The organism is Pseudomonas sp. AC355 (assembly GCF_979258205.1).
The window spans coordinates 2,485,150-2,506,621 of sequence record NZ_OZ409843.1 but is presented as its reverse complement, the minus strand read 5'-3'; the positions used below and the strand labels follow the sequence as shown (position 1 = coordinate 2,506,621).

The 21,472-nt window shown below is 61.0% G+C and carries 23 protein-coding genes; 19 read left to right on the top strand and 4 right to left on the bottom strand.

The features are described from left to right. Positions 1-216 precede the first annotated feature (216 nt). The 4 genes from ACZ0AI_RS11835 to moaE all read left to right on the top strand — a co-directional run bounded on the left by ACZ0AI_RS11835 (position 217) and on the right by moaE (position 2,908). Positions 217-1,608, top strand: coding sequence for a PhoH family protein (locus ACZ0AI_RS11835; RefSeq protein ID WP_463565914.1), 1,392 nt, complete (start codon positions 217-219; stop codon positions 1,606-1,608). 121 nt (positions 1,609-1,729) lie between these two features. Next, the gene (gene moaC / locus ACZ0AI_RS11830) at positions 1,730-2,209 is read left to right on the top strand and encodes a cyclic pyranopterin monophosphate synthase MoaC (protein ID WP_225838892.1); all 480 of its coding nucleotides are present in this window, start codon (positions 1,730-1,732) and stop codon (positions 2,207-2,209) included. Beyond that, positions 2,206-2,448 carry a MoaD/ThiS family protein gene (locus ACZ0AI_RS11825; RefSeq protein ID WP_225838894.1) on the top strand — a complete coding sequence of 81 codons (243 nt, stop codon included), beginning with the start codon at positions 2,206-2,208 and terminating at the stop codon, positions 2,446-2,448. Before moaC ends, ACZ0AI_RS11825 begins: the two co-directional genes overlap by 4 nt. 1 nt (position 2,449) lies before the next feature. Further along, positions 2,450-2,908, top strand: a complete 459-nt coding sequence (gene moaE, locus ACZ0AI_RS11820) for a molybdopterin synthase catalytic subunit MoaE (protein ID WP_463565913.1) — start codon at positions 2,450-2,452, stop codon at positions 2,906-2,908. Between the two features lie 33 nt (positions 2,909-2,941). On the opposite strand, the gene ACZ0AI_RS11815 is transcribed toward moaE, so the two are convergent. Then, on the bottom strand, positions 2,942-3,106 hold the full coding sequence (locus ACZ0AI_RS11815; protein ID WP_225838897.1) for a hypothetical protein: 165 nt from the start codon (positions 3,104-3,106) through the stop codon (positions 2,942-2,944). A gap of 441 nt (positions 3,107-3,547) precedes the next feature. Between ACZ0AI_RS11815 and purT the strand changes: the two genes are divergently transcribed. After that, positions 3,548-4,729, top strand: a complete 1,182-nt coding sequence (gene purT / locus ACZ0AI_RS11810; RefSeq protein ID WP_225838899.1) for a formate-dependent phosphoribosylglycinamide formyltransferase — start codon at positions 3,548-3,550, stop codon at positions 4,727-4,729. Positions 4,730-4,909: 180 nt separating this feature from the next. On the opposite strand, the gene ACZ0AI_RS11805 is transcribed toward purT, so the two are convergent. Next, the gene (locus tag ACZ0AI_RS11805) at positions 4,910-6,157 is read right to left on the bottom strand and encodes a CNNM domain-containing protein (protein ID WP_463565912.1); all 1,248 of its coding nucleotides are present in this window, start codon (positions 6,155-6,157) and stop codon (positions 4,910-4,912) included. A gap of 2 nt (positions 6,158-6,159) precedes the next feature. Beyond that, a complete protein-coding gene (locus ACZ0AI_RS11800; protein WP_463565911.1) occupies positions 6,160-6,960 on the bottom strand; it encodes a cytochrome C assembly family protein in 801 nt (266 codons plus the stop codon). A 184-nt stretch (positions 6,961-7,144) separates the two neighbouring features. Between ACZ0AI_RS11800 and ffh the strand changes: the two genes are divergently transcribed. The 10 genes from ffh (at position 7,145) to thrC (ending at position 15,954) form a co-directional block, all read left to right on the top strand. Beyond that, the gene (ffh, locus tag ACZ0AI_RS11795) at positions 7,145-8,521 is read left to right on the top strand and encodes a signal recognition particle protein (protein ID WP_463565910.1); all 1,377 of its coding nucleotides are present in this window, start codon (positions 7,145-7,147) and stop codon (positions 8,519-8,521) included. Between the two features lie 143 nt (positions 8,522-8,664). Then, the gene (rpsP, locus tag ACZ0AI_RS11790; protein WP_042555419.1) at positions 8,665-8,916 is read left to right on the top strand and encodes a 30S ribosomal protein S16; all 252 of its coding nucleotides are present in this window, start codon (positions 8,665-8,667) and stop codon (positions 8,914-8,916) included. A 7-nt stretch (positions 8,917-8,923) separates the two neighbouring features. Continuing rightward, entirely contained in the window at positions 8,924-9,460 is a 537-nt protein-coding gene (gene rimM / locus ACZ0AI_RS11785; protein ID WP_463565909.1) for a ribosome maturation factor RimM, read from the top strand. Between the two features lie 4 nt (positions 9,461-9,464). After that, entirely contained in the window at positions 9,465-10,217 is a 753-nt protein-coding gene (gene trmD, locus ACZ0AI_RS11780) for a tRNA (guanosine(37)-N1)-methyltransferase TrmD (RefSeq protein WP_225838911.1), read from the top strand. A 42-nt stretch (positions 10,218-10,259) separates the two neighbouring features. Continuing rightward, positions 10,260-10,610, top strand: coding sequence for a 50S ribosomal protein L19 (rplS, locus tag ACZ0AI_RS11775; protein ID WP_225838913.1), 351 nt, complete (start codon positions 10,260-10,262; stop codon positions 10,608-10,610). 268 nt (positions 10,611-10,878) lie between these two features. Then, complete coding sequence (locus ACZ0AI_RS11770; RefSeq protein ID WP_225838915.1) at positions 10,879-11,286, top strand: acyl-CoA thioesterase; 408 nt, start codon at positions 10,879-10,881, stop codon at positions 11,284-11,286. Positions 11,287-11,338: 52 nt separating this feature from the next. After that, positions 11,339-12,235 carry a site-specific tyrosine recombinase XerD gene (gene xerD, locus ACZ0AI_RS11765; protein ID WP_463565908.1) on the top strand — a complete coding sequence of 299 codons (897 nt, stop codon included), beginning with the start codon at positions 11,339-11,341 and terminating at the stop codon, positions 12,233-12,235. A 107-nt stretch (positions 12,236-12,342) separates the two neighbouring features. Continuing rightward, entirely contained in the window at positions 12,343-13,068 is a 726-nt protein-coding gene (locus ACZ0AI_RS11760) for a DsbC family protein (protein WP_463565907.1), read from the top strand. A gap of 112 nt (positions 13,069-13,180) precedes the next feature. After that, on the top strand, positions 13,181-14,485 hold the full coding sequence (locus ACZ0AI_RS11755; RefSeq protein ID WP_225838920.1) for a homoserine dehydrogenase: 1,305 nt from the start codon (positions 13,181-13,183) through the stop codon (positions 14,483-14,485). Between the two features lie 59 nt (positions 14,486-14,544). Next, a complete protein-coding gene (gene thrC / locus ACZ0AI_RS11750; RefSeq protein ID WP_463565906.1) occupies positions 14,545-15,954 on the top strand; it encodes a threonine synthase in 1,410 nt (469 codons plus the stop codon). A 196-nt stretch (positions 15,955-16,150) separates the two neighbouring features. Here thrC and ACZ0AI_RS11745 read toward each other — a convergent pair whose 3' ends face one another. Continuing rightward, complete coding sequence (locus tag ACZ0AI_RS11745) at positions 16,151-16,873, bottom strand: endonuclease (protein ID WP_463565905.1); 723 nt, start codon at positions 16,871-16,873, stop codon at positions 16,151-16,153. Between the two features lie 262 nt (positions 16,874-17,135). Here ACZ0AI_RS11745 and bacA point away from each other — a divergent pair, with 262 nt between their 5' ends. The 4 genes from bacA (at position 17,136) to ACZ0AI_RS11725 (ending at position 21,316) form a co-directional block, all read left to right on the top strand. After that, the gene (bacA, locus tag ACZ0AI_RS11740) at positions 17,136-17,750 is read left to right on the top strand and encodes a biofilm formation regulator BacA (protein ID WP_463565904.1); all 615 of its coding nucleotides are present in this window, start codon (positions 17,136-17,138) and stop codon (positions 17,748-17,750) included. A 12-nt stretch (positions 17,751-17,762) separates the two neighbouring features. Continuing rightward, positions 17,763-18,458, top strand: a complete 696-nt coding sequence (locus ACZ0AI_RS11735) for a PspA/IM30 family protein (RefSeq protein WP_463565903.1) — start codon at positions 17,763-17,765, stop codon at positions 18,456-18,458. A gap of 89 nt (positions 18,459-18,547) precedes the next feature. Further along, positions 18,548-19,174: a hypothetical protein gene (locus ACZ0AI_RS11730; protein WP_463565902.1), complete on the top strand. Its 627-nt coding sequence runs from the start codon at positions 18,548-18,550 to the stop codon at positions 19,172-19,174. 90 nt (positions 19,175-19,264) lie between these two features. Continuing rightward, entirely contained in the window at positions 19,265-21,316 is a 2,052-nt protein-coding gene (locus tag ACZ0AI_RS11725) for a flotillin family protein (protein ID WP_463565901.1), read from the top strand. The last annotated feature ends 156 nt before the right edge of the window (positions 21,317-21,472 follow it).

The following is a 21,472-nucleotide window of genomic DNA, read 5'->3' as shown; positions in this document are numbered from 1 at the left end:
TTTTTTGGAGTATCAACGAACTGTGGTTTGCCGCGAATCGATCATGATGATCCACCGTCGCAGGCCACGCCTTGAAAGACCGCCGAACCCTGCAGACAGGTGGCGGCCATCGGCCCTCATCCGTGTGCATCTCTCCTTTAAGGGGGAGTCGGTGGCCCTGTGTGGCGGAGCGCCGTCCTGGCATTCCGTCACTGGATCCGACAAGAGGTGACGAGTATGGATGACCACGGACGCATCAAGCCCACCGCCCCAACCTTGTATGCCCTCGACACCAATGTCCTGATTCACGATCCCAACGCGCTACTCAATTTCCAAGAACACCACGTTGCCATTCCGATGACCGTGCTGGAGGAACTCGACAAGCTGAAAACCGGCAAGCAGGGGGTCGCCGCCGAGTGTCGCCAGGCGATTCGTCTGATCGACAAGATCCTCGATGGCGCCAGCCCCGAGGAAGTCGAGCACGGTGTACCGATTCAGCGTGGCAAGAACGAGCCCCGCGGTTTTCTATCGATTCTCATGAGTAAGAGTGCGGCGCCGGTTACCTGGCTGCCGGAAGACCTCAACGACAACAAGATCATCAACCAGCTGGTCGAGCTGAAATCACGCCGGCCGGGCACCTCGGTGGTGCTGGTGACCAAGGACATCAACATGCGCCTGAAGGCGCGTGGCTGCGGTCTGGATTCCGAGGACTATCACACCGACCAACTGGTCGACGACATCTCGCTGCTCTCCAAGGGCTATCACAACGTCGAAGGCGCCTTCTGGGATCGTGTCGCCAAGGTCGATACCCGTCAGGGCCATGGACGCACCTGGCATCGCGTGCAGTTGAGCGAGGAGCTGCCGGGTGTCAACGTCAACGAATTCATCATCGACGAGCAGGGTTTCGTCGGCTGGGTCAAAGAGGCTGAAGGCGGCGAACTGCTGATTCTCGATCTGCATCAGGAGCCGCTGATGCACCAGGAGGCTTGGGGCCTCAAGCCGCGGGACATCTATCAGGCGCTGGCGCTCTATGCGTTGCTCGACCCCGATATCCACCTGGTCAACCTGACCGGCGCTGCAGGCTCCGGCAAGACCATCCTGGCCCTGGCGGCGGCCATCGAGCAGACCATGGTCAACAAGCGCTACCGGCGCATCATCGCCACTCGTTCGGTACAGGGGCTGGATCAGGAGATCGGTTTCCTGCCCGGTACCGAGGCCGAGAAGATGGAGCCCTGGCTGGGCGCCATCACCGATAACCTCGAAGCCCTGCACATGGACGACGAGAACACCCACGGCAGCGTCGACTACATCCTGCAGAAGGTGCCGTTGCAGTTCAAATCCCTGAACTACATTCGCGGGCGCAGCTTCCAGCAGAGCCTGATCCTCATCGACGAGTGTCAGAACCTCACCCCGCACCAGATGAAGACCATCATCACCCGCGCCGGTAGTGGCTCCAAGGTGATCTGCCTGGGCAACCTGGCGCAGATCGACACGCCCTATCTGTCGGCACCCAGCTCAGGCCTGACCTACCTCACCGAGCGGTTCAAAGGCTTCGAGCACGGCGTGCACATCACCCTGCAGGGCGTTCCACGCTCGATACTCGCCGAGTACGCGGAAAGCCATATGTAGCGGCAGGCAACCTGTCTCGAGTGGCAAGCGTGACGAGAGCTGCAACCTCGTCACGCTCTTTTGGCTTGAAGCCTGAGGGTTGAGGCTTACAATCTCCGCATCATTCATTCGGAGATTGCCCGTGCTCACCCATCTCGACTCCCAGGGGCGCGCCAATATGGTCGACGTCAGCGACAAGGCGCAGACCATACGCGAGGCCGTGGCCGAGGCTCGCGTACGCATGCGTACCGAGACGCTGCAGATGATCGTCGACGGCGAGCATCCCAAGGGCGACGTTTTCGCCGTAGCACGCATTGCCGGCATTCAGGCCGCGAAGAAAACCTCGGATCTGATTCCGCTGTGCCACCCGCTGATGCTGACCAGCGTCAAGGTCGAGCTGCAGGCCGACGGTAATGACGCCGTGCTGATTCGCGCCCGCTGCAAACTCACCGGGCAGACCGGGGTGGAAATGGAAGCGCTCACCGCTGCCAGCGTCGCCGCGCTGACCATCTACGACATGTGCAAGGCGGTGGATCGCGGCATGGTCATCGAGCAGGTGCGTTTGCTGGAAAAGGTCGGCGGCAAGAGCGGCCACTTCCTGGCAGACGAGGGCGAGCGATGATCAGCGTGCAGTACTTCGCCCGTTACCGCGAAACCCTCGGTCTGGATGCCGAACAACTGCAACCCGGCTTTGCCACCCTCGACGAGCTGCGTCTGCACCTGCTGGCGCGCGGCGGGGTGTGGGAAGTGCTCGCCGAGCGCGGCTTGATGTGCGCACGCAATGAAGAGCTCTGCGCGCTGAGCGAACCGCTGGTCGATGGCGACGCGGTGGCGTTCTTCCCCACGGTTACCGGAGGCTGAGATGGGCATTCGTGTACAGCAGGCGGTTTTCGATCCGGGGCTGGAGACCAATGCCGTGCATGCGGCCAATACCGGTGTCGGTGCGGTGGCCTGTTTCGTTGGCTACGTGCGTGATTTCAACGATGGCCGCGATGTGGCGGGGATGTATCTCGAGCACTTCCCCGGCATGACGGAAAAGGCTCTGGTCGGTATCGAGTCCCAGGCGCGCGAGCGCTGGCCGCTGCTGGGCGTCGAAGTGATTCACCGTGTCGGCCGGCTGGAGCCGGGCGAGCCAATCGTCTTCGTTGGCGTAGCCAGTGCGCACCGACAGGCGGCGTTCGAGGCCTGTGAGTTCATCATGGACTACCTGAAGACCCAGGCACCGTTCTGGAAGAAAGAGGACACCGCCGACGGCCCGCGCTGGGTCGAAGGACGGGAGAGCGACCAGGCATCCGCCCGACGCTGGCAGAGCGGCGACTGATCAGGTTTTCGAGCAGGCTCGAAACTGCACGCCTCAGCCGAACTCGATGAACACCTTGAAGAACAGTGGCGCAAACATCGACAGCGCGCCCAGGCCGGTTAGCCAGATGCCCCATTCCTGCTCGCGGTTGTTGAAGCCGATTCCCAGCAGCAGAAAGCCGCTGACCAAAAGCACGATCATGATGTGGAACGCGTCCATGGCGATGCCTCCTCTGGAAGTCTTGCCTGCCAGGAGCTGCGCCGCTGCGTGTGTTACTGACGCAGCGGCGGCATCCACTTTGAGCGTAGCTGACGCGTGATCTTGCCGCGTTGATCCATGGCAATTCGCGAGATCAATAATGCCCCTGGCAAGCATCCGCCTGCCGCCGGCGAAACACCTCGATTCAGAGCCGTTGCGCTGCCTTGCCGATTGACGGTGCAGCGATTTAGTTCGCGGTCGGCGCCTGCCGTGATTAAAATCGCCGCCTGAACAGGCCGTGTGAAAACGTAGCGAGCGAAGGTCAGGCAAGGCAAAAACCGGCGAAAAAGCGCAGTTTACGAGTTGTAAATGAGCATTTTGAGCTGGTTTTTAACGCCGCATGACCGAGCGCAGTAGTTTTCACACAGCCTGTGAATTCTCCTGCTACCCAAGGATCCTGTTATGCCCCGTATCGGAACCCCCCTGTCGCCTAGCGCGACCCGTGTGTTGCTGTGTGGCTCGGGTGAGCTCGGCAAGGAAGTGGTGATCGAGCTGCAGCGCCTCGGCGTCGAAGTCATCGCCGTCGACCGTTATGCCAACGCTCCGGCCATGCAGGTGGCGCATCGCAGCCACGTGATCAGCATGCTCGATGGCGCGGCGTTGCGCGCGGTGATCGAGCTGGAGAAGCCGCATTACATCGTGCCGGAGATCGAGGCGATCGCCACCGCTACGCTGGTCGAGCTGGAAAACGAAGGCTACACGGTGATCCCTAGCGCACGTGCCGCGCAATTGACCATGAACCGTGAAGGCATCCGCCGCCTGGCCGCCGAAGAACTGGGCGTGCCGACCTCGCCGTATCAGTTCGCCGACTCCCTCGAGGAGTTCCAGGCTGCGGTCAGCGCCATCGGTTTCCCCTGCGTGGTTAAGCCGATCATGAGTTCGTCGGGCAAGGGCCAGTCGGTGCTCAAGGGCGCCGATGACGTGCAGAAGGCCTGGGATTACGCTCAGGCTGGCGGTCGTGCTGGCAAAGGCCGGGTGATCGTCGAAGGGTTCATCGACTTCGATTACGAAATCACCCTGCTGACCGTGCGCCACGTCGGCGGCACCACCTTCTGTGCACCGGTCGGTCACCGTCAGGAGAAGGGCGACTATCAGGAGTCCTGGCAGCCTCAGGCGATGAGCCCGGCCGCACGCGCCGAGGCTGAGCGCATCGCCCTGGCCGTGACCGGTTCTCTCGGTGGCCGTGGCCTGTTCGGCGTCGAGCTGTTCGTCAAGGGTGATCAGGTGTGGTTCTGCGAAATTTCCCCGCGCCCCCATGACACCGGTCTGGTGACCCTGATTTCTCAGGATCTGTCCGAGTTCGCTCTGCATGCACGGGCCATTCTCGGCTTGCCGATCCCGGCGATCCGCCAGTTCGGCCCGTCGGCCTCGGCGGTGATTCTGGTCGAAGGCGAGTCGCAGCAGGTCAGCTTCGGCAACCTCGGCGCCGCGCTCACCGAGCCGGATACCGCACTGCGTCTGTTCGGCAAGCCGGAAGTCAGCGGTCAGCGCCGCATGGGCGTGGCGCTGGCCCGTGATGAGTCGCTGGAGGCTGCACGCGCCAAGGCGCTGCGTTCGGCGCAGGCGGTGAACGTCGAGCTGTAAGAACCTGTTCAAGTCTGCTGCGAGTCGGCACTGCTGCGTTAAAAACAGGCTCGGAATGCTCATGTACAAAAGTACACTCTGCTTCCTCGCCTGTTTTTGCCTTGCATTGCTCTAGCTCGCGAGACTTTCAAAAGGTTCTAAAACTTAGAGTCAGCGGGAGTACTGCTCCTGCTGGCTGCTTCACCTCTGCAGGGCCTCCCAGGCCCGTACCTCGAGTACCCGGCTGCCGCTGGCCTTGAGGATTTCCAGGCGGTAGCGGCCGACCTGCAGGCATACGGCGCTGTCCGGGATGTTCTCCAATATTTCCGTCACCAGGCCATTGACGGTCTTCGGTCCGTCGACCGGCAGGCTCCAGCCCAGGCCGCGGTTCACTTCGCGTATGTAGGCGCTGCCCTTGATCGACCAGGTACCATCGCCTAGCGCATGAAATTCGCTCGGGTGCGCGGTTTCCACGGTGCTCAGGTCGCCGACGATCTCTTCCAAAATGTCTTCCACGGTGACGATGCCCATGGCTTCGCCGTACTCGTCGACGACGATACCGGTGCGGTACTTGTGCTGCTGGAAATTCACCAGCTGGGTGGCCAGCGTCGTCCCCTCCGGCACGAAATAGGGCGCATCGCAGGCCTGCAGCAGGCTGCTTTCGTTCAGCTCGCCACGGCCCGCCAGGCGCCGCATGTGCAGGATGCCTTCGGTCTGGTTGAGGCTGTCGCGATACACCGGCAGGCGGGTGTGCGAGGCATTGCGGATCTGCTCGGTCAACGGCGTGCTGCTGTGCAGGTCGATGCCGGTGGCTTCGTGGCGCGGAATCATGATGTCGTCGACGTTGACCCGATCCAGTTCGAGCACACCGAGCAGCATGGCGCGTCTTTCGCTGGGCAGTGGCAGGTCGTCGGCCTGCAGTGCGCTGCGCAGCTCTTCGAGACTGAGGTCATCGTGCTGGCCTGGCGCGGGTTTGCCGATCCTGCTGCGTAGCGCCTGGCTGATGCTCAGCAGCAGGCGGGTCAGCGGTGACAGCAGTGTGCTGAAGAGCGTCAGCGGGCGGCTTGCCGGGTAGGCGAACAGCGGCGCCGGCAGAATGGCCAGTACGCGCCCGAGCGGATGGGCCAGCATCAGGGCGGCCAGGGTCAGCAGGAACGGTGAAATGGCCAGAGTCGCGGTGCCGCCCTGGTTCAGCGCGAGCAGAGTGGCGGCCACCGAGGCGGCCATGGTGCTACAGATGGTGCCGATACGCAGGGTGGCCGAGAGGCGCTGTGGTTGATCCAGTAGGCGGATCAGCCGAGCAGCGGCACGATGGCCTTGGCGGGCTCGGTGGCGCAGGCGATAGCGATTGAGGCTGAACAGCACGGTACGCGCGCAGATAAAGAACGCGGCGCAACCCAGCAGCACAAGTAGCAGCGCTAGCTGGGGTAGGGGAGAGGGTGTGTCCACGATCAGATGTGGAGGATGAATTCGCGAACCAGCTTGCTGCCGAAGAATGCCAGCATCAGCAGGCAGAACCCGGCCAGCGTCCAGCGGATCGCCTTGTGCCCACGCCAGCCAAGCTGGTGACGGCCCCACAGCAGCACAGCGAACACCACCCAGGCAAAGCAGGACAGAATGGTCTTGTGCACCAGATGCTGGGTGAACAGGTTATCAATGAAGATCACCCCGGACAGCAGCGACAGCGAGAGCAGTGCCCAGCCGCACCACAGGAAGCCGAACAGCAAGCTCTCCATGGTCTGCAGCGGGGGGAAGTTGCGGATCAGTCCGGACGGATGTTTGTGCTTGAGCTGATGATCCTGCACCAGTAGCAGCAGCGACTGGAACATGGCGATGGTCAGCATGCCGTAGGCCACGATCGACAGCAGGATATGGGCGAGGATGCCGGGGCCTTCTTCGAGCGGCTGGGTGGTGCCGCTGGGCATGAACTGAGCGCACAGTACCGTGAGGCCGCCGAGCGGGAAGAGGAACAGCAGCAGGTTTTCCACCGGCATACGTTGGCAGGCTAGCAGGATGAGCACGATCACCGTATAGGCGATCAGGCTGGCGGCATTGAAGAAGTCCAGAGTCAGGCCGGCGCTGTTGTGCATCTGCATGAACAGACTGCCGCCATGGAAGAACAGGGCAATCACGCCAAGAAGCGCCAGCACGCGTTTGCTGGGCGTGCTGCGGCGTGTCAGGTGCAAGCCTTGGTAGCTGGCGGCGCCAAAATAGAAAATGGCTGCGGCGAGGCTGGGCAACAGAGGGTGCATAGATCCTGAATGACAAGGCCTGAAAGGCGCTGAGTGTGGCACACAACGGTGGTTGTCAAAAGACCGCAAGTGGTATCAGGTCTCATATGTCGCAGGGGCTCCGATAAAGAAGCCTCAACAGCAGGGCAGTCTCCGTTATAATCCCGCGTTTACTGCCAGCACATCCGGCCCGATAGGAACGCGCATGTTCGAAAATTTAACAGATCGCCTCTCGCAGACCCTGCGCAGCGTCACTGGCAAGGCCAAGCTGACCGAGGACAATATCAAGGACACCCTGCGCGAAGTGCGCATGGCGCTACTCGAGGCCGACGTCGCGCTGCCCGTGGTCAAGGATTTTGTCGCTCGGGTCAAGGATCGTGCAGTCGGCACCGAGGTGTCGAAGAGCCTGACGCCTGGCCAGGCGTTTGTGAAAATCGTGCGCCTGGAGCTGGAAAGCCTCATGGGTGCGGCCAACGAAGATCTTGACCTGAGCACTACGCCGCCAGCGGTCGTGCTGATGGCCGGTCTGCAGGGTGCGGGCAAGACCACCACCGTTGGCAAGCTGGCGCGGTTCCTGAAAGAACGTAAGAAAAAGAGCGTGATGGTGGTGTCCGCGGACGTTTACCGTCCCGCCGCGATCAAGCAGCTGGAAACCCTGGCCAGCGACATCGGCGTGACGTTCTTCCCGTCCGATATCACTCAGAAGCCGGTCGCTATCGCTGAAGCGGCGATTCGCGAAGCCAAACTCAAATACATCGATGTGGTGCTGGTGGATACCGCCGGTCGTCTGGCCATCGATGCCGAGATGATGGCCGAGATCCAGGCGTTGCACGCGGCGGTCAAACCGGTGGAAACCCTGTTCGTGGTCGACGCCATGACCGGTCAGGATGCCGCCAACACCGCCAAGGCCTTCAACGACGCTCTGCCGCTCACCGGTGTGGTGTTGACCAAGGTCGACGGTGATGCGCGGGGTGGTGCCGCACTATCGGTTCGCGCGATCACCGGCAAACCGATCAAGTTCATCGGCATGGGCGAGAAGAGTGACGCGCTCGAGCCGTTCCATCCCGAGCGGATCGCTTCGCGCATCCTCGGCATGGGCGACGTGCTCAGTCTGATCGAGCAGGCCGAGCAGACCCTCGATCGTGACAAGGCCGAGAAGCTCACCAAGAAGCTGAAAAAGGGCAAGGGCTTTGATCTCGAAGATTTTCGTGACCAGTTGCAGCAGATGAAGAACATGGGCGGCCTTGGCGGCCTGATGGACAAGCTGCCGCAGATGGGTGGCGTCAACCTGTCGCAGATGGGCGGCGCCCAGGGCGCGGCAGAAAAGCAATTCAAGCAGATGGAGTCGATCATCAACTCCATGACGCCTGCCGAGCGCCGTGACCCAGAAATCATCAGTGGTTCGCGCAAGCGCCGCATTGCCCAGGGTTCTGGCACTCAGGTGCAGGACATTGGTCGGCTGATCAAGCAGCATAAGCAAATGCAGAAAATGATGAAGAAATTCACCGCCAAAGGCGGCATGGCCAAGATGATGCGCGGCATGGGCAGCATGATGCCGGGCGGCGGTATGCCGAAGTTCTGAAGCTTCTGTGCCGGTCTATCGACGGCCGGCGGAAAAAGAGATTTGCAAACAGCCGCATAATCCTTAGAATATGCGGCCTTTCGGGCCTAGGCCCATTTTGATGTGTGCCTCAAGTTAGCACCGACTACAGGAACGATGTTCACATGGTAACTATTCGTCTCGCTCGTGGCGGCTCCAAAAAGCGCCCCTTCTACCACCTGACCGTGACCAACAGCCGCAATGCGCGCGACGGTCGCTTCGTAGAGCGTATTGGCTTCTTCAATCCGGTCGCTTCGGGTGCTGAAATCAAGCTGTCCGTGAATCAAGAACGCGCTACCTACTGGCTGGGCCAGGGCGCGCAGCCGTCTGAGCGTGTTGCTCAGCTGCTGAAAGAAGCTGCCAAGGCTGCTGCCTAAGCACTTTATGAGCACGACGCCGGCTCCCGCCGAGGATCTGATGGTTCTTGGCAAGATTGTCTCGGTGCATGGCGTCAAGGGTGAGGTGAAGGTGTTTTCCTTTACCGATCCTCTGGATAACGTGCTCGACTACCCTCGCTGGACGCTGCGGCGCGATGGCGAGGTGAAACAGGTTGAACTGGCTGGTGGACGCTTGCAGGGCAAGGTTCTGGTCGCCAGGCTGAAAGGGCTCGATGATCGTGAGGTTGCGCGTACCTACGCCGGCTTCGAGATCTGCGTTCCCCGCAGCCAGCTACCGGAACTGGAAGACGGCGAGTTCTACTGGTATCAGCTGGAAGGTCTTAGCGTCATCGATCAAGAAGGGCAATTGCTCGGCAAGATCGATCATCTGTTCGAGACCGGTGCCAATGATGTGATGGCGGTCAAGCCGTGCATCGGCAGCCTCGATGATCGCGAGCGCCTGTTGCCGTATACGCAGCAGTGTGTGTTGTCGATCAGTCTTGAGACTGGCGAGATGCGGGTCGACTGGGATGCGGATTTCTGACGCCATGCCTAGCTTGCGCGTCGATGTCATTACGCTGTTCCCGGAAATGTTCGCCGCCATCGGCGATTACGGCATTACCAGCCGTGCGGTCAAGCAGGAGCTGTTGCAGCTGACCTGCTGGAACCCACGCAGTTACACCACGGATCGTCATCACACCGTTGACGACCGCCCCTTCGGTGGTGGTCCTGGCATGGTGATGAAGATCAAGCCGCTCGAAGATGCCTTGGCTGATGCCAGGCAGGCCAGCGGCGGTCAGGCGAAGGTGATCTACCTTTCGCCACAAGGCCGCCCGCTGACGCAGGCGGCGGTACGCGAGCTGGCGAAGGAGGAGCGTTTGATCCTTATCGCTGGCCGCTACGAAGGCGTCGACGAGCGTTTCATCGAAACGCATGTCGACGAGGAATGGTCGATTGGCGACTACGTCCTGTCCGGCGGTGAGCTGCCGGCCATGGTGCTGATCGATGCGGTAACGCGCCTTTTGCCTGGTGCATTGGGTCATGCAGATTCGGCCGAGGAAGACTCCTTCACGGATGGCTTGCTCGACTGCCCGCATTACACCCGTCCGGAGGTGTATGCGGATAAACGTGTTCCTGAGGTGCTGCTTGGCGGCAACCACGAACACATCCGGCGCTGGCGTTTGCAGCAGTCCCTGGGGCGTACCTGGGAACGTCGTGTCGATCTTCTGGATAGCCGCTCGCTTTCTGGGGAAGAGAAAAAGCTGCTGGAGGAATACATCCGCCAGCAGGACGATAACTAATGTATCGATGGCCGGCCTGACGGCCCGTCTTAGGAGCGCAGCATGACCAACAAAATCATTCAGCAACTCGAAGCTGAGCAGATGGGTAAAGAGATCCCTACCTTTGCCCCGGGCGATACCGTAGTCGTCCAGGTAAAAGTAAAGGAAGGTGACCGTCAGCGTCTGCAGGCGTTCGAAGGTGTAGTAATCGCCAAGCGTAACCGTGGTCTGAACAGCGCTTTCACCGTGCGCAAGATCTCCAGCGGCGTAGGCGTTGAGCGTACTTTCCAGACTTACAGCCCGCTGGTTGACAGTCTGTCTGTCAAGCGTCGTGGTGACGTTCGCAAGGCCAAGCTGTACTACCTCCGCGACCTGTCCGGCAAGGCAGCACGTATCAAGGAGAAGCTGGCTTAAGCCACGCTTCCCTCTCGAAAAAAGCAGCCGTTGGCTGCTTTTTTCGTTTCTGGCGTTTGTTGAAGTGGCAGCAAAGTGGCGGTAGCCGCCGTTCGATTTGGTGGGCTGAAGCCCACCCTACGGTTAGATGCACGGCTGTAGGGTGGGCTTCAGCCCACCAATTGGCGCCCCACAACGAACGGCTGCTCTCGCCTTGTAGAGGCCTTTCTTATTAGGTGCGATTTTTGTATCTACTACGCACACCACAGTCGTGAGCAGGTTCTGAGTGATGACCCCCAGAGAGCAGGAAATCCAGCGGCGTACCGAGCTTTCCGAAACGCGCGTGGCCAAGGCGGTGTTTCCGCCGACTACCAATCATCACAACACCCTGTTTGGTGGTACGGCCATGGCCTGGATGGACGAGGTTTCGTTCATCGCTGCTACCCGTTTCTGCCGGCTGCCGCTGGTTACGGTGTCCTCCGATCGTATCGACTTCAGTCATCCGATTCCGGCCGGTACTATCGTTGAGCTGGTCGGCCGCGTGAGTGCGGTTGGTAACACCAGCATGAAGGTGCAGGTCGACGTGTTCGTCGAGGACATGTACGGCGCCCGTCGAGAGCTCGCCATTCGTGGTGCTTTCAGCTTCGTGGCGATGGGCGAGGACGGCAAGCCAGTGCCGGTGCTGCCGGGTTTCTGATCGTGCGCGTGCCACTGGCGCCGCCAAACCTTTGCTGTTTCAGGGGTAACCGATGTCTGCAGTCGACCATCCGCTGATCGAGCGTTTCATCGAGACGTTGTGGCTGGAGAAAGGCCTTTCCGTGCACACCCGGTCGGCGTACCGCAGTGATCTGGCTTTGCTCAACGGTTGGCTGCAAGGTCGCGACGTCGAGCTGCAGGCAGTGGGGCGCGAAGTGTTGCTCGATCATCTGGCCTGGCGCATGAATGAGGGCTACAAGGCGCGCTCCACGGCGCGGCTGATTTCCGGGATGCGCGGTTTTTACCGATTTCTGCTGCGTGAGGGTGTGATCGAAACCGACCCGACCTTGCAGGTGGATATGCCGCAGCTCGGTCGGCCGCTGCCCAAGTCGCTGTCCGAGGCAGATGTCGAGGCACTGCTGGCGGCGCCTGATCTGGGTGATCCCATCGGGCTGCGTGATCGCGCCATGCTCGAGGTGCTGTATGCCTGTGGGCTGCGGGTCAGTGAGCTGATCGGCCTGACCCTGGAGCAGGTCAATCTGCGTCAGGGGGTGGTGCGTGTGTTCGGCAAGGGCAGTAAAGAGCGCCTGGTACCCATGGGTGAGGAAGCGATCCGCTGGGTCGAGCGTTATTGTCGCGAGGCGCGGCCGGTTTTGCTCGGCGGGCGACCAGGTGATGTGCTGTTTCCCAGTCTGCGCGGCGAGCAGATGACCCGGCAGACCTTCTGGCACCGCATCAAGCATCAGGCCAAGGTGGCCGGTATCGCCAAGTCGCTGTCGCCGCATACCTTGCGCCACGCTTTCGCGACCCATCTGCTCAACCATGGCGCGGATCTGCGTGTGGTGCAGATGCTTCTGGGGCACAGTGATCTGTCCACCACGCAAATCTACACCCACGTGGCGCGGGCTCGCTTGCAGGCGTTGCATGCGCAGCACCATCCGCGGGGATGAATCGGTTGCGGTGGTTCGCGCTTTGCATCCTGGCTCTGCGGCCTGCAGCTGCGGTTGTGATAATCTTCGTTCTTCCCTCGTCACCCCGTCGCTCGATAGGAGTATTCATGCGTGTGACCCGCATTTTCGCGGCCATGGCCCTTGGCCTGGTCAGCACCCTCGGCCATGCCGCCGATCCGGATCAGACGATCCGCAAGAACCTGTTGTCGATCCAGCCTGATCTGCCGATCGAAGCCATTGCCGAAAGCCCGATGCCCGGTGTCTATCAGGTACAGCTCAAGGGCGGTCGCCAGCTGTATGCCAGCGCCGACGGGCAGTTCGTCATGCAGGGTTATCTGTTCCAGTTCAAGGACGGGCAAGCCATCAACCTGACCGAGGCTGAAGAGAGCCGCGCCATCGCCAAGCAGATCAATGCCATTCCTGCCAAGGACATGGTGGTGTTCGCGCCCAAGGAGCCGAAAGCGCATATCACCGTGTTCACCGACACCGACTGTGGTTACTGCCAGAAGCTGCACAGCGAAGTATCCGAGCTCAACAAGCAGGGTATCGAAGTGCGTTACCTGGCTTTCCCGCGTCAGGGGTTGGGCAGCAAAGGTGCCAAGGATCTGGCCAGCGTCTGGTGCTCGAAGGATCGCCAGGCGGCGATGAATCAGGCCAAATCGCGTCAGTCGGTGGCTGAGGCTACCTGCGAGAATCCGGTGGCCGAGCAGTATCAGCTCGGGCAGATGATCGGCATCAATGGGACGCCAGCGATCATCCTGGAAAACGGCAAAATGATTCCGGGCTATCAGCCCGCAGCGCAGTTGGCAAAACTGGCGCTGGAAGCCAAGTGATTTGAAGGGCTAGTCGATTGACTATCCATTGGCCGCTTCGTAATGTGCGGCTCTTTTTCCACGCCTGGAGCAGGCTCCGGGCGTTCTATGCAGTGCAGTTGGGGAGTCTAGTGTGAATCCGGTCAAAGTAGGCATCTGTGGGCTGGGTACCGTCGGTGGCGGTACCGTTAATGTGCTCAAGCGCAACGCCGAGGAAATCGCGCGTCGTGCCGGGCGTGGCATCGAGGTGGCGCAGATCGCTACCCGTACACCCAAGCCTCAGTACCAAACGACCGGCATTACAATTACTGACGATGTCTTCGCGGTGGCCAGCAACCCCGAGATCGACATCGTCGTAGAACTGATCGGCGGCTACAGCATCGCTCGTGAGCTGGTGCTCAAGGCCATCGACAATGGCAAGCACGTGGTGACCGCCAACAAGGCGCTTATCGCCGTGCACGGCAACGAGATCTTCGCCCGCGCTCGCGAGAAGGGCGTGATCGTCGCCTTCGAAGCGGCGGTGGCTGGCGGCATCCCGGTGATCAAGGCGATTCGCGAAGGCCTGGCGGCCAACCGTATCAACTGGTTGGCGGGGATCATCAACGGCACCGGCAACTTCATCCTCAGTGAAATGCGCGAGAAGGGCCGTACCTTTGAAGACGTGCTGGCCGAGGCGCAGGCGCTGGGTTATGCCGAAGCTGATCCGACCTTCGACGTCGAGGGTATCGATGCGGCCCATAAGCTGACCATTCTGGCGTCCATCGCGTTCGGTATTCCGCTGCAGTTCGACAAGGCCTATACCGAGGGCATCACCAAACTGACCACCGCTGACGTCAACTATGCCGAAGCGCTGGGCTATCGCATCAAGCATTTGGGCGTTGCACGCCGTACCGAGGCCGGTATCGAGCTGCGCGTGCACCCGACGCTGATTCCCGCCGACCGTCTGATCGCCAACGTCAATGGCGTGATGAATGCGGTAATGGTCAATGGCGACGCTGCTGGCAGCACGCTGTTCTACGGTGCTGGCGCTGGCATGGAGGCGACCGCTTCGGCGGTGGTGGCGGATCTGGTCGATGTGGTGCGTGCCCTGACCACCGATCCGACCAATCGCGTACCGCATCTGGCCTTCCAGCCGGATTCGCTGTCCGACCATCCGATCCTGCCCATCGCTGAATGTGAAAGCGCCTATTACCTGCGTATTCAGGCCAAGGATCGCCCTGGCGTTCTGGCTCAGGTGGCGAGCATTCTGTCGGAGCGCGGCATCAATATCGAATCGATCATGCAGAAAGAAGTCGAAGAACAGGATGGCCTGGTGCCGATGATCCTGGTCACTCATCGCGTTGCCGAGCAGCGCATGAACGACGCCATTTCGGCACTGGAGGCGCTGACCGATGTGGTCGGCAACGTCGTGCGCATCCGCGTCGAACAACTCAGCTAATTCAGCCGCACGCCGCGCTTTGCATCGCGGTGTGACGCTCAACCGAAGGTTTGCAGACAATGCGTTATATCAGCACTCGCGGCCAGGCACCGGCCCTGAATTTCGAAGATGTTTTACTGGCCGGTCTGGCCACTGACGGCGGCCTCTACGTGCCGGAAAATCTGCCGCGCTTCACTCAGGAGGAAATCGCTTCCTGGGCGGGCCTGCCGTACCACGAGCTGGCGTTCCGGGTGATGCGCCCGTTCGTCACCGGCAGCATTCCGGATGCCGATTTCAAGAAGATCCTCGAAGACACCTATGGCGTGTTCGAGCATTCCGCCGTGGCGCCGCTGCGCCAGTTGAATGGCAACGAGTGGGTGCTTGAGCTGTTCCATGGCCCGACCCTGGCGTTCAAGGATTTCGCTCTGCAGCTGCTCGGTCGCCTGCTCGATTACGTGCTCGCCAAGCGCAACGAGCGCGTGGTGATCATGGGTGCCACCTCGGGTGACACCGGCTCGGCGGCCATCGAGGGCTGCAAGGCCTGCGACAATGTCGACATCTTCATCATGCACCCGCACAACCGGGTATCTGAGGTGCAGCGTCGGCAGATGACCACCATCCTGGGCGATAACATCCACAACATCGCCATCGAGGGCAACTTCGACGACTGCCAGGAGATGGTCAAGGCCAGCTTCGCCGATCAAGGCTTCCTCAAAGGCACTCGCCTGGTTGCGGTCAACTCGATCAACTGGGCGCGGATCATGGCCCAGATCGTTTACTACTTCCATGCGGCCCTGCAGCTCGGTGGCCCGGCGCGTTCGGTGGCCTTCTCGGTGCCGACCGGCAACTTCGGCGACATCTTCGCCGGTTACCTGGCGCGCAACATGGGCTTGCCGATCAGCCAGCTGATCGTCGCCACCAACCGCAACGACATCCTGCATCGCTTCATGAGCGGCAACCAGTATGCCAAGGGCGAGCTGTATCCGACCCTATCGCCGTCGATGGACATCATGGTGTCGTCGAACTTCGAGCGCCTGCTGTTCGATCTGCATGGTCGCAATGGTTCGTCGATCGCTGCACTGATGACCGAGTTCCGCCAGACCGGCGGCTTTACCGTTGAGGACGATCGCTGGACCGAGGCCCGCAAGCTGTTCGACTCCCTCGCCGTGAGCGACGAGCAGACCTGCGAAACCATTGCTGAGGTGTACGCCGCCACTGGCGAGCTGCTCGACCCGCACACCGCCATTGGCGTGCGTGCCGCTCGCGAATGCCGTCGCAGCCTGGCTGTGCCGATGGTGGTGCTGGGCACGGCGCATCCGGTCAAGTTTCCGGAGGCGGTGGAGAAGGCCGCCGTCGATCAGTCGCCGGAGCTGCCGCCGCACCTGGTTGACCTGTTCGAGCGTGATGAGCGTTGCACTGTGCTGGCCAACGACCTGAAGACCGTGCAGCAATTCGTAGCCGCCCACGGTAATCGCGGCAAGCCGCTTTAAGCGACAGCGTTGCCGCTTGAAAGGCCGGCCACCGCAGGGTGCCGGCCTTTTTTGTGCTTGGTTTTCGCTGCTTGCGGGCGACGGCGCGAACGCTCTCGTAGCCTGCGGTTGAGCGAAGCGATACCCAGGAGGGTGCTTGAAATTTAGACCGATCCCGGGTTTCGCTTCGCTCTACGCCAGGCTACAGGTACGCCGTTCAGTGCCGGTTGATTGCGGCGATCGGTGCCTTTTGGCAGGCGCGTTTGTCGAGTTGCCCGACATAGGGGTTGGCCCAGCCCATCACGCAGCCCATCAGTTGGTTGCGTTGGCGCTCCCAGTGTTGCGCGGGGTAGGTCTTGTTCCAGGCGCTGAACAGCTGGCGGTTCTGTTTCGACAGCCTGAGTTTGTATCGGTCGCTCATGTACAGGTAGGTGCGGGCGATCATGCCGCGTACTTCCTTGCGGGGCATGACCTTGCGCGCCTTGAAGTCGACCACTGTCGGACAGGCGCCGTACTGGCTGGGTTGTTGCGGTAACCAGCCGAAATCGTAGTTGCTGCGATCGCCATTCACTTCGCCAATCGCCGGCACCAGATTGTGCAGGTCGGCTTCGGCGCGGCGGAATACGTTGTCGTTCTTGCTGCAATTCTTGCGGCCGCCGTTTTGCCAGCACTGGCGTTGATGGCCGATTTCCCAGGCTGAGACGATATGCTCCCACTCGATCCGGGACGCGCGGTTGGCATTCTTGCGTGGGGTGTAGCCGCAGCTTTTCAGGTCGACGCGGTTGCCGCTGAAGCTGCAGCCACAGTAGAACTCCACCGACTGACGTTCGTAGAGCTTCCAGCCAATCTTCTTGGCTTGGCTGAAGGTTTGCGGCGGTGCGGCGAGGAGAGGGGTGGATAGGGTGATGCAGAGCAGAGCGAGGAGGCTGCGGGACGACATGCGGCTTTCCGAAAAAGGGGCGAATCATACCGGTTCGCTGCCGGATGCCAAGGCTAGCCAATTGATGGCGCGCCCTTTGTCTGCATGCTTTTGCGCAACTGCGAAAGGGTCGGCGGATTTTTCTTCGTGGAGCCGATTTAATTGCTGGGATTTTCTCCGCGTCGTCTTTCCCTTCTTATGATTTCGGGCCTGTTTGGCAAGACTGAAATTAATCACATGTGATGGATTGAAATATCACATGTGATGATCTAGTCTGCGTTTCATGGAAAACAAATCGTCAGCTCATTACCAGCGTCTCTTTCGCCAGCGTTTGCGCGAACAGGGTCTGGTGAAAAAGGAAGTCTGGATACTGCCCGAGCATGCCCAGCGGCTCTCGGCGGTCGAACGGAAACTGCGCCAGTCTCAGTCGGAGCTGGCTTCAATGGAGGAGGGGGTGAGCATGCCTCAGGTTTGGACTGCACAAACGTTGTTGGATGCGCTTTCAGGGGCAGAGCCGTTTGCTGATGGCCGCGCAGCCGTCGAGTTGATTCAGGGCGCCGATGCCAGTTTGCACGTGACCATGAAGGACTATGGTGATCTGCCGCTGTTCATCGCGGTATTCGGTGATCAGATCATCGTCGAGGCGCTGCTCTGGCCTGCCACTGATGTGCGCGATACTGCCGCTTTCAACGAGGAAGTGCTGCGTAGCCACAAGCTTTTTCCGCTCTCCAGCGTCGGCCTCGAAACCCTGCCCGACGGGCAGGCCTGCTACACCATGTTCGGTGCGTTGAGTGCCTCTTCGATCCTGCCCAACGTGGTGCTGGAGATCGAAACCCTGGCAGACAACGTCATCAAGGCGACCGAAGCCTACGAAGACTTCCTCAAGGCCAGTGCATAAGGAGAAACGCTGATGAACGTCTGGAGCAAATTGCTGACGGCGCTGCGTGGCGGTGCCAACGAATTGGGTGAGACGCTGGTCGATGGGCAGGCTCTGCGCATTCTCGATCAGGAAATCCGCGACGCCGATGTCGAGCTGCGCAAATCCAAGGAAGCCCTTGCCGAGATCATGGCCAAGCAGAAGCTTGCCGCCGAACGTGCCGGTAAATCCGCAGCCAAGGTCACCGAGTACGAGCAGTACGCGCTCAAGGCCCTGGAGGCGGGCAATGAGACACTGGCTGGCGAAGTGGCCGGCAAGATCGCCAACCTGGAAATCGAGCTGGCCAGCGATCGTGAGCAGGCTGATGGCTATGCCGCCAGCGTGGCGCAGTTGCGCAAGGCCGTGAGCCAGGCCGAGGCCAACATCAAGCGCCTGAAGCAGCAGGTGGACACGGTCAAGGCGACCGAAAGCGTGCAGAAGGCGCAGATGGCCGTGGCTCAGCGCTACGGTGGTTCCCAGGCCAAGCTGCATACTGCGGTCGAGTCGCTGGAGCGCATCAAACAGCAGCAGGCCGAGCGTGCGGCGAAGATGGAAGCCGCGGCCGAGCTGGCAGAGGCGTCCAACCCGGATGACTCGCTGGATGCCAAGTTGCGTGCGGCAGGTATCGTCGCCGACAAGACCAGCGCCGACAGCGTGCTGGCGCGTCTCAAGGACAAGGCCAAGCCCTGATTCATCGGGCCAGCCACGGTACGTGGCTGTGGTACGTCATGAATGGTGGGGCCAACAGGCTCCGCCATGTTTTTCAGGGATAGGAAATCATGGAAATCTTCCTGCAGATCTCGCTGGCTTTCCCCACTGTCATCTTCAGCTTCCTGCTGTGTCTGGCAGTGGTGTACTGGGTCATCGTCGCGTTTGGCCTGATCGAGATCGACGTGCTCGACATCGAAGCCGACTCCGCACTGGAAGGTTCGGCTGCGGCACTCCTGTCCAAGCTCAAGCTGCGTGACGTACCGCTTACCCTGGTACTGACCCTGCTGTTCTTCTTCGCCTGGTTCATCAGCTACTTCGCCGACCTCTGGCTTCTCGGCCTGTTGCCGCTGGAGTGGCTGCGCTACCCACTGGGCGCGCTAGTGGCAGTGGTCGCGTTGTTTCTTGCCGTGCCTGCGACTCGCCTGCTGTGCGCGCCGCTGCGCCCGCTGTTCCTCAAGCTGGAAGTGACCAGCAGCAAGAGTGTGCTCGGTCAGACCGCCGTGGTGCGTAGTGGTCGGGTGACTGCCAGCCATGGCGAGGCCGTACTCGAAGATGGTGGTGCCGGGCTGATCCTGCGGGTTCGGGCCGACGAACAGCTGGGCTTCAAGCGTGGCGACCGTGTCGTTTTACTGGAATACCTGGAAGCCCAACATGCTTACCGGGTGATAACTGAAGAAGAGTTCCGGGGTATCTGATGCGCTGATCAGCGTCTGCCGGGCAGCAGTTCGGCAGGCCGTGATCCAGCTTTCAGCCGGTTCCATCCGCCTCAAAGGAGATTGAGCGCAATGTATAACCTTCCACCGTCGTTGATTCCCGTGCTGGTCGGGGTTGGCCTGGTCGTCCTGCTGATCGTCGGGCTGCTGGCCTTGTTCAAGGCCTTCTATATCAAGGTTCCCCAGGGAACCGCGCTGATCGTCAACGACATGTCGTCGACGCCCAAGGTGCACTTCACCGGCGCGTTGGTTTACCCGGTCATCCACCTCAAGGAGTTCATGAAGATCTCCCTGATCACCCTGGAAGTCGACCGCCGCGCCAAGGACGGGCTGATCTGCCGCGACAACATGCGCGCGGACATCACCGTGGCGTTCTACTTGCGCGTCAACGAGACTCAGGAAGACGTGCTCAAGGTCGCCAAGGCCATCGGCGTGGAGCGTGCCTCCGATCGCGCGGCGGTGAACGAGCTGTTCAACGCCAAGTTCTCCGAAGCCCTGAAGACCGTCGGCAAGCAGTTCGACTTCGTCCAGCTGTTCGAGAACCGCCAGGAATTTCGTGATCGCATCGTCGAAGTGATCGGCAACGACCTCAATGGTTACGTGCTCGAAGACGTGGCCATCGATTACCTGGAGCAGACCGCCAAGAGCTCTCTGGATCCGAGCAACATTCTCGACGCCGAGGGTATCCGCAAGATCACCCAGCTGACCGCTGCGCAGAACGTCATCACCAATGACCTGGAGCGCAACGAAGAATTGGCGATCAAGAAGAAGAACGTCGAAACCCGCGAGGCGACGCTGGCCCTCGAGCGTCAGCAGGCCGATGCCGAAGCACGCCAGAAACGCGAGATCGAAACCATCCAGGCCCGTGAACAGGCGGAGACCCTCAAGGTCAAGGAAGAAGAGCGTCTGAAGGCCGAGCAGGCGCGTATCCAGACCCAGCAGGAGCTGGATATCCGCGCCGAGAATCATCAGCGCGAAGTGGAAGTGGCGCAGCAGAACCGCCAGCGTGCTGTGGTCATCGAGGTGGAGAAAGTCACTCGCGCCAAGGATTTGGAGGTGGTGGCCCGCGAGCGCGAAGTCGAGCTGCAGCGCATCGAGAAGGAAAAGGCGCTGGAAGAAGAGCGCAAGAACATCGCCAGCGTGGTGCGCGAGCGGGTTGCGGTCGAGAAGACCGTGGCTCAGGAAGAAGAGCGCATCAAGGAAGTCCGCGAGGTTTCCGAAGCCGAGCGCATGAAGCAGGTCACCGTGATCAATGCCCAGGCCGAAGCCGAGCAGGAGCTGGTGCGCCAGGTCAAGCAGGCCGAAGCGGACGAAACCCGTTCCAAGCACAAGGCGGTGGAAATCAACAACCTCGCCCAGGCCGAGCTGGAGGCTGCTGCCAAGAGCGCCGAGGCGAAGAAGAAGCTCGCCGAAGGTATCGAAGCCGAGCGCGCTGCGCCGGGTCTGGCCGATGCGCGGGTGCGTGAAGTCACCGCTGCGGCCAAGGAGAAGGAAGGTCTTGCCGAGGCTCGTGTGCAGGCCGAACGTCTGATTGCCGAAGCCAAGGGCGAGCAGGAGAAGGGCCTGGCCCAGGCTCGTGTGACCGAAGCGCAGGCGGCAGCCAAAGAGAAGGACGGCCTGGCCGATGCCAAGGTGCTGGAAGAGAAGCTCGGCGCGCAGGCACGAGGCGAAGAGCAGCTCGGTGTGGCCAAGGCCAAGGCGACCCAGGATCTGGGCATGGCCGAGGCGCAGGTACTGCTGGAGCGTCTGAACGCCGAAGCGGAAGGCCTGGGCAAGAAGTTCGGTGCCCTCGACGCGCTCAGCGACAACGCCCGTCAGCACGAAGAGTTCCGCATGCAGTTGGAGAAGAGCTTCGAGGAAGCCATGGCCGCCATCGCGGCGAACAAGGAAATCGCCAAGGATCAGGCCGAGGTGCTCTCGGCGGCGCTGTCCAAGGCGAAGATCGAGATCGTCGGCGGCGAAGGCGACTTCTTCAACTCGTTCGCCAAGTCGCTGTCGGTGGGCAAGGCCATCGAGGGTGTGGTCGGCAAGAGCCCGGTGGTGCAGGACGTATTGGCACGACTGCTGAACGGTCGCGGCAGCGAAAGCAAAGCGGCGGATGCGGTAGACAGCTCCAATACCTGACCGAACTCGCACCCAGCGTACGGAATGTTGCTGGGTGCGAGTGAGGCACGATTGGATTCTAGGGGGCTCCCTCTGAAACTAAAGTGGGCGGTTAGGCGCTGCGATTCCTCGACGCGAGCTGCTGTCGTGCTTTCCAGTGACGCTATGCCCATCTTC

What these genes read in the sequence shown, in the direction of transcription:
- ACZ0AI_RS11835 (WP_463565914.1), top strand. Translation starts at nt 217, where the DNA reads ATGGATGACCACGGACGCATCAAGCCCACCGCCCCAACCTTGTATGCC.
- ACZ0AI_RS11825 (WP_225838894.1), top strand. Translation starts at nt 2,206, where the DNA reads ATGATCAGCGTGCAGTACTTCGCCCGTTACCGCGAAACCCTCGGTCTG.
- moaE (WP_463565913.1), top strand. Translation starts at nt 2,450, where the DNA reads ATGGGCATTCGTGTACAGCAGGCGGTTTTCGATCCGGGGCTGGAGACC.
- ACZ0AI_RS11815 (WP_225838897.1), bottom strand. Translation starts at nt 3,106, where the DNA reads ATGGACGCGTTCCACATCATGATCGTGCTTTTGGTCAGCGGCTTTCTG.
- purT (WP_225838899.1), top strand. Translation starts at nt 3,548, where the DNA reads ATGCCCCGTATCGGAACCCCCCTGTCGCCTAGCGCGACCCGTGTGTTG.
- ACZ0AI_RS11800 (WP_463565911.1), bottom strand. Translation starts at nt 6,960, where the DNA reads ATGCACCCTCTGTTGCCCAGCCTCGCCGCAGCCATTTTCTATTTTGGC.
- ffh (WP_463565910.1), top strand. Translation starts at nt 7,145, where the DNA reads ATGTTCGAAAATTTAACAGATCGCCTCTCGCAGACCCTGCGCAGCGTC.
- rpsP (WP_042555419.1), top strand. Translation starts at nt 8,665, where the DNA reads ATGGTAACTATTCGTCTCGCTCGTGGCGGCTCCAAAAAGCGCCCCTTC.
- rimM (WP_463565909.1), top strand. Translation starts at nt 8,924, where the DNA reads ATGAGCACGACGCCGGCTCCCGCCGAGGATCTGATGGTTCTTGGCAAG.
- trmD (WP_225838911.1), top strand. Translation starts at nt 9,465, where the DNA reads ATGCCTAGCTTGCGCGTCGATGTCATTACGCTGTTCCCGGAAATGTTC.
- rplS (WP_225838913.1), top strand. Translation starts at nt 10,260, where the DNA reads ATGACCAACAAAATCATTCAGCAACTCGAAGCTGAGCAGATGGGTAAA.
- ACZ0AI_RS11770 (WP_225838915.1), top strand. Translation starts at nt 10,879, where the DNA reads ATGACCCCCAGAGAGCAGGAAATCCAGCGGCGTACCGAGCTTTCCGAA.
- xerD (WP_463565908.1), top strand. Translation starts at nt 11,339, where the DNA reads ATGTCTGCAGTCGACCATCCGCTGATCGAGCGTTTCATCGAGACGTTG.
- ACZ0AI_RS11760 (WP_463565907.1), top strand. Translation starts at nt 12,343, where the DNA reads ATGCGTGTGACCCGCATTTTCGCGGCCATGGCCCTTGGCCTGGTCAGC.
- thrC (WP_463565906.1), top strand. Translation starts at nt 14,545, where the DNA reads ATGCGTTATATCAGCACTCGCGGCCAGGCACCGGCCCTGAATTTCGAA.
- ACZ0AI_RS11745 (WP_463565905.1), bottom strand. Translation starts at nt 16,873, where the DNA reads ATGTCGTCCCGCAGCCTCCTCGCTCTGCTCTGCATCACCCTATCCACC.
- bacA (WP_463565904.1), top strand. Translation starts at nt 17,136, where the DNA reads ATGGAAAACAAATCGTCAGCTCATTACCAGCGTCTCTTTCGCCAGCGT.
- ACZ0AI_RS11735 (WP_463565903.1), top strand. Translation starts at nt 17,763, where the DNA reads ATGAACGTCTGGAGCAAATTGCTGACGGCGCTGCGTGGCGGTGCCAAC.
- ACZ0AI_RS11730 (WP_463565902.1), top strand. Translation starts at nt 18,548, where the DNA reads ATGGAAATCTTCCTGCAGATCTCGCTGGCTTTCCCCACTGTCATCTTC.
- ACZ0AI_RS11725 (WP_463565901.1), top strand. Translation starts at nt 19,265, where the DNA reads ATGTATAACCTTCCACCGTCGTTGATTCCCGTGCTGGTCGGGGTTGGC.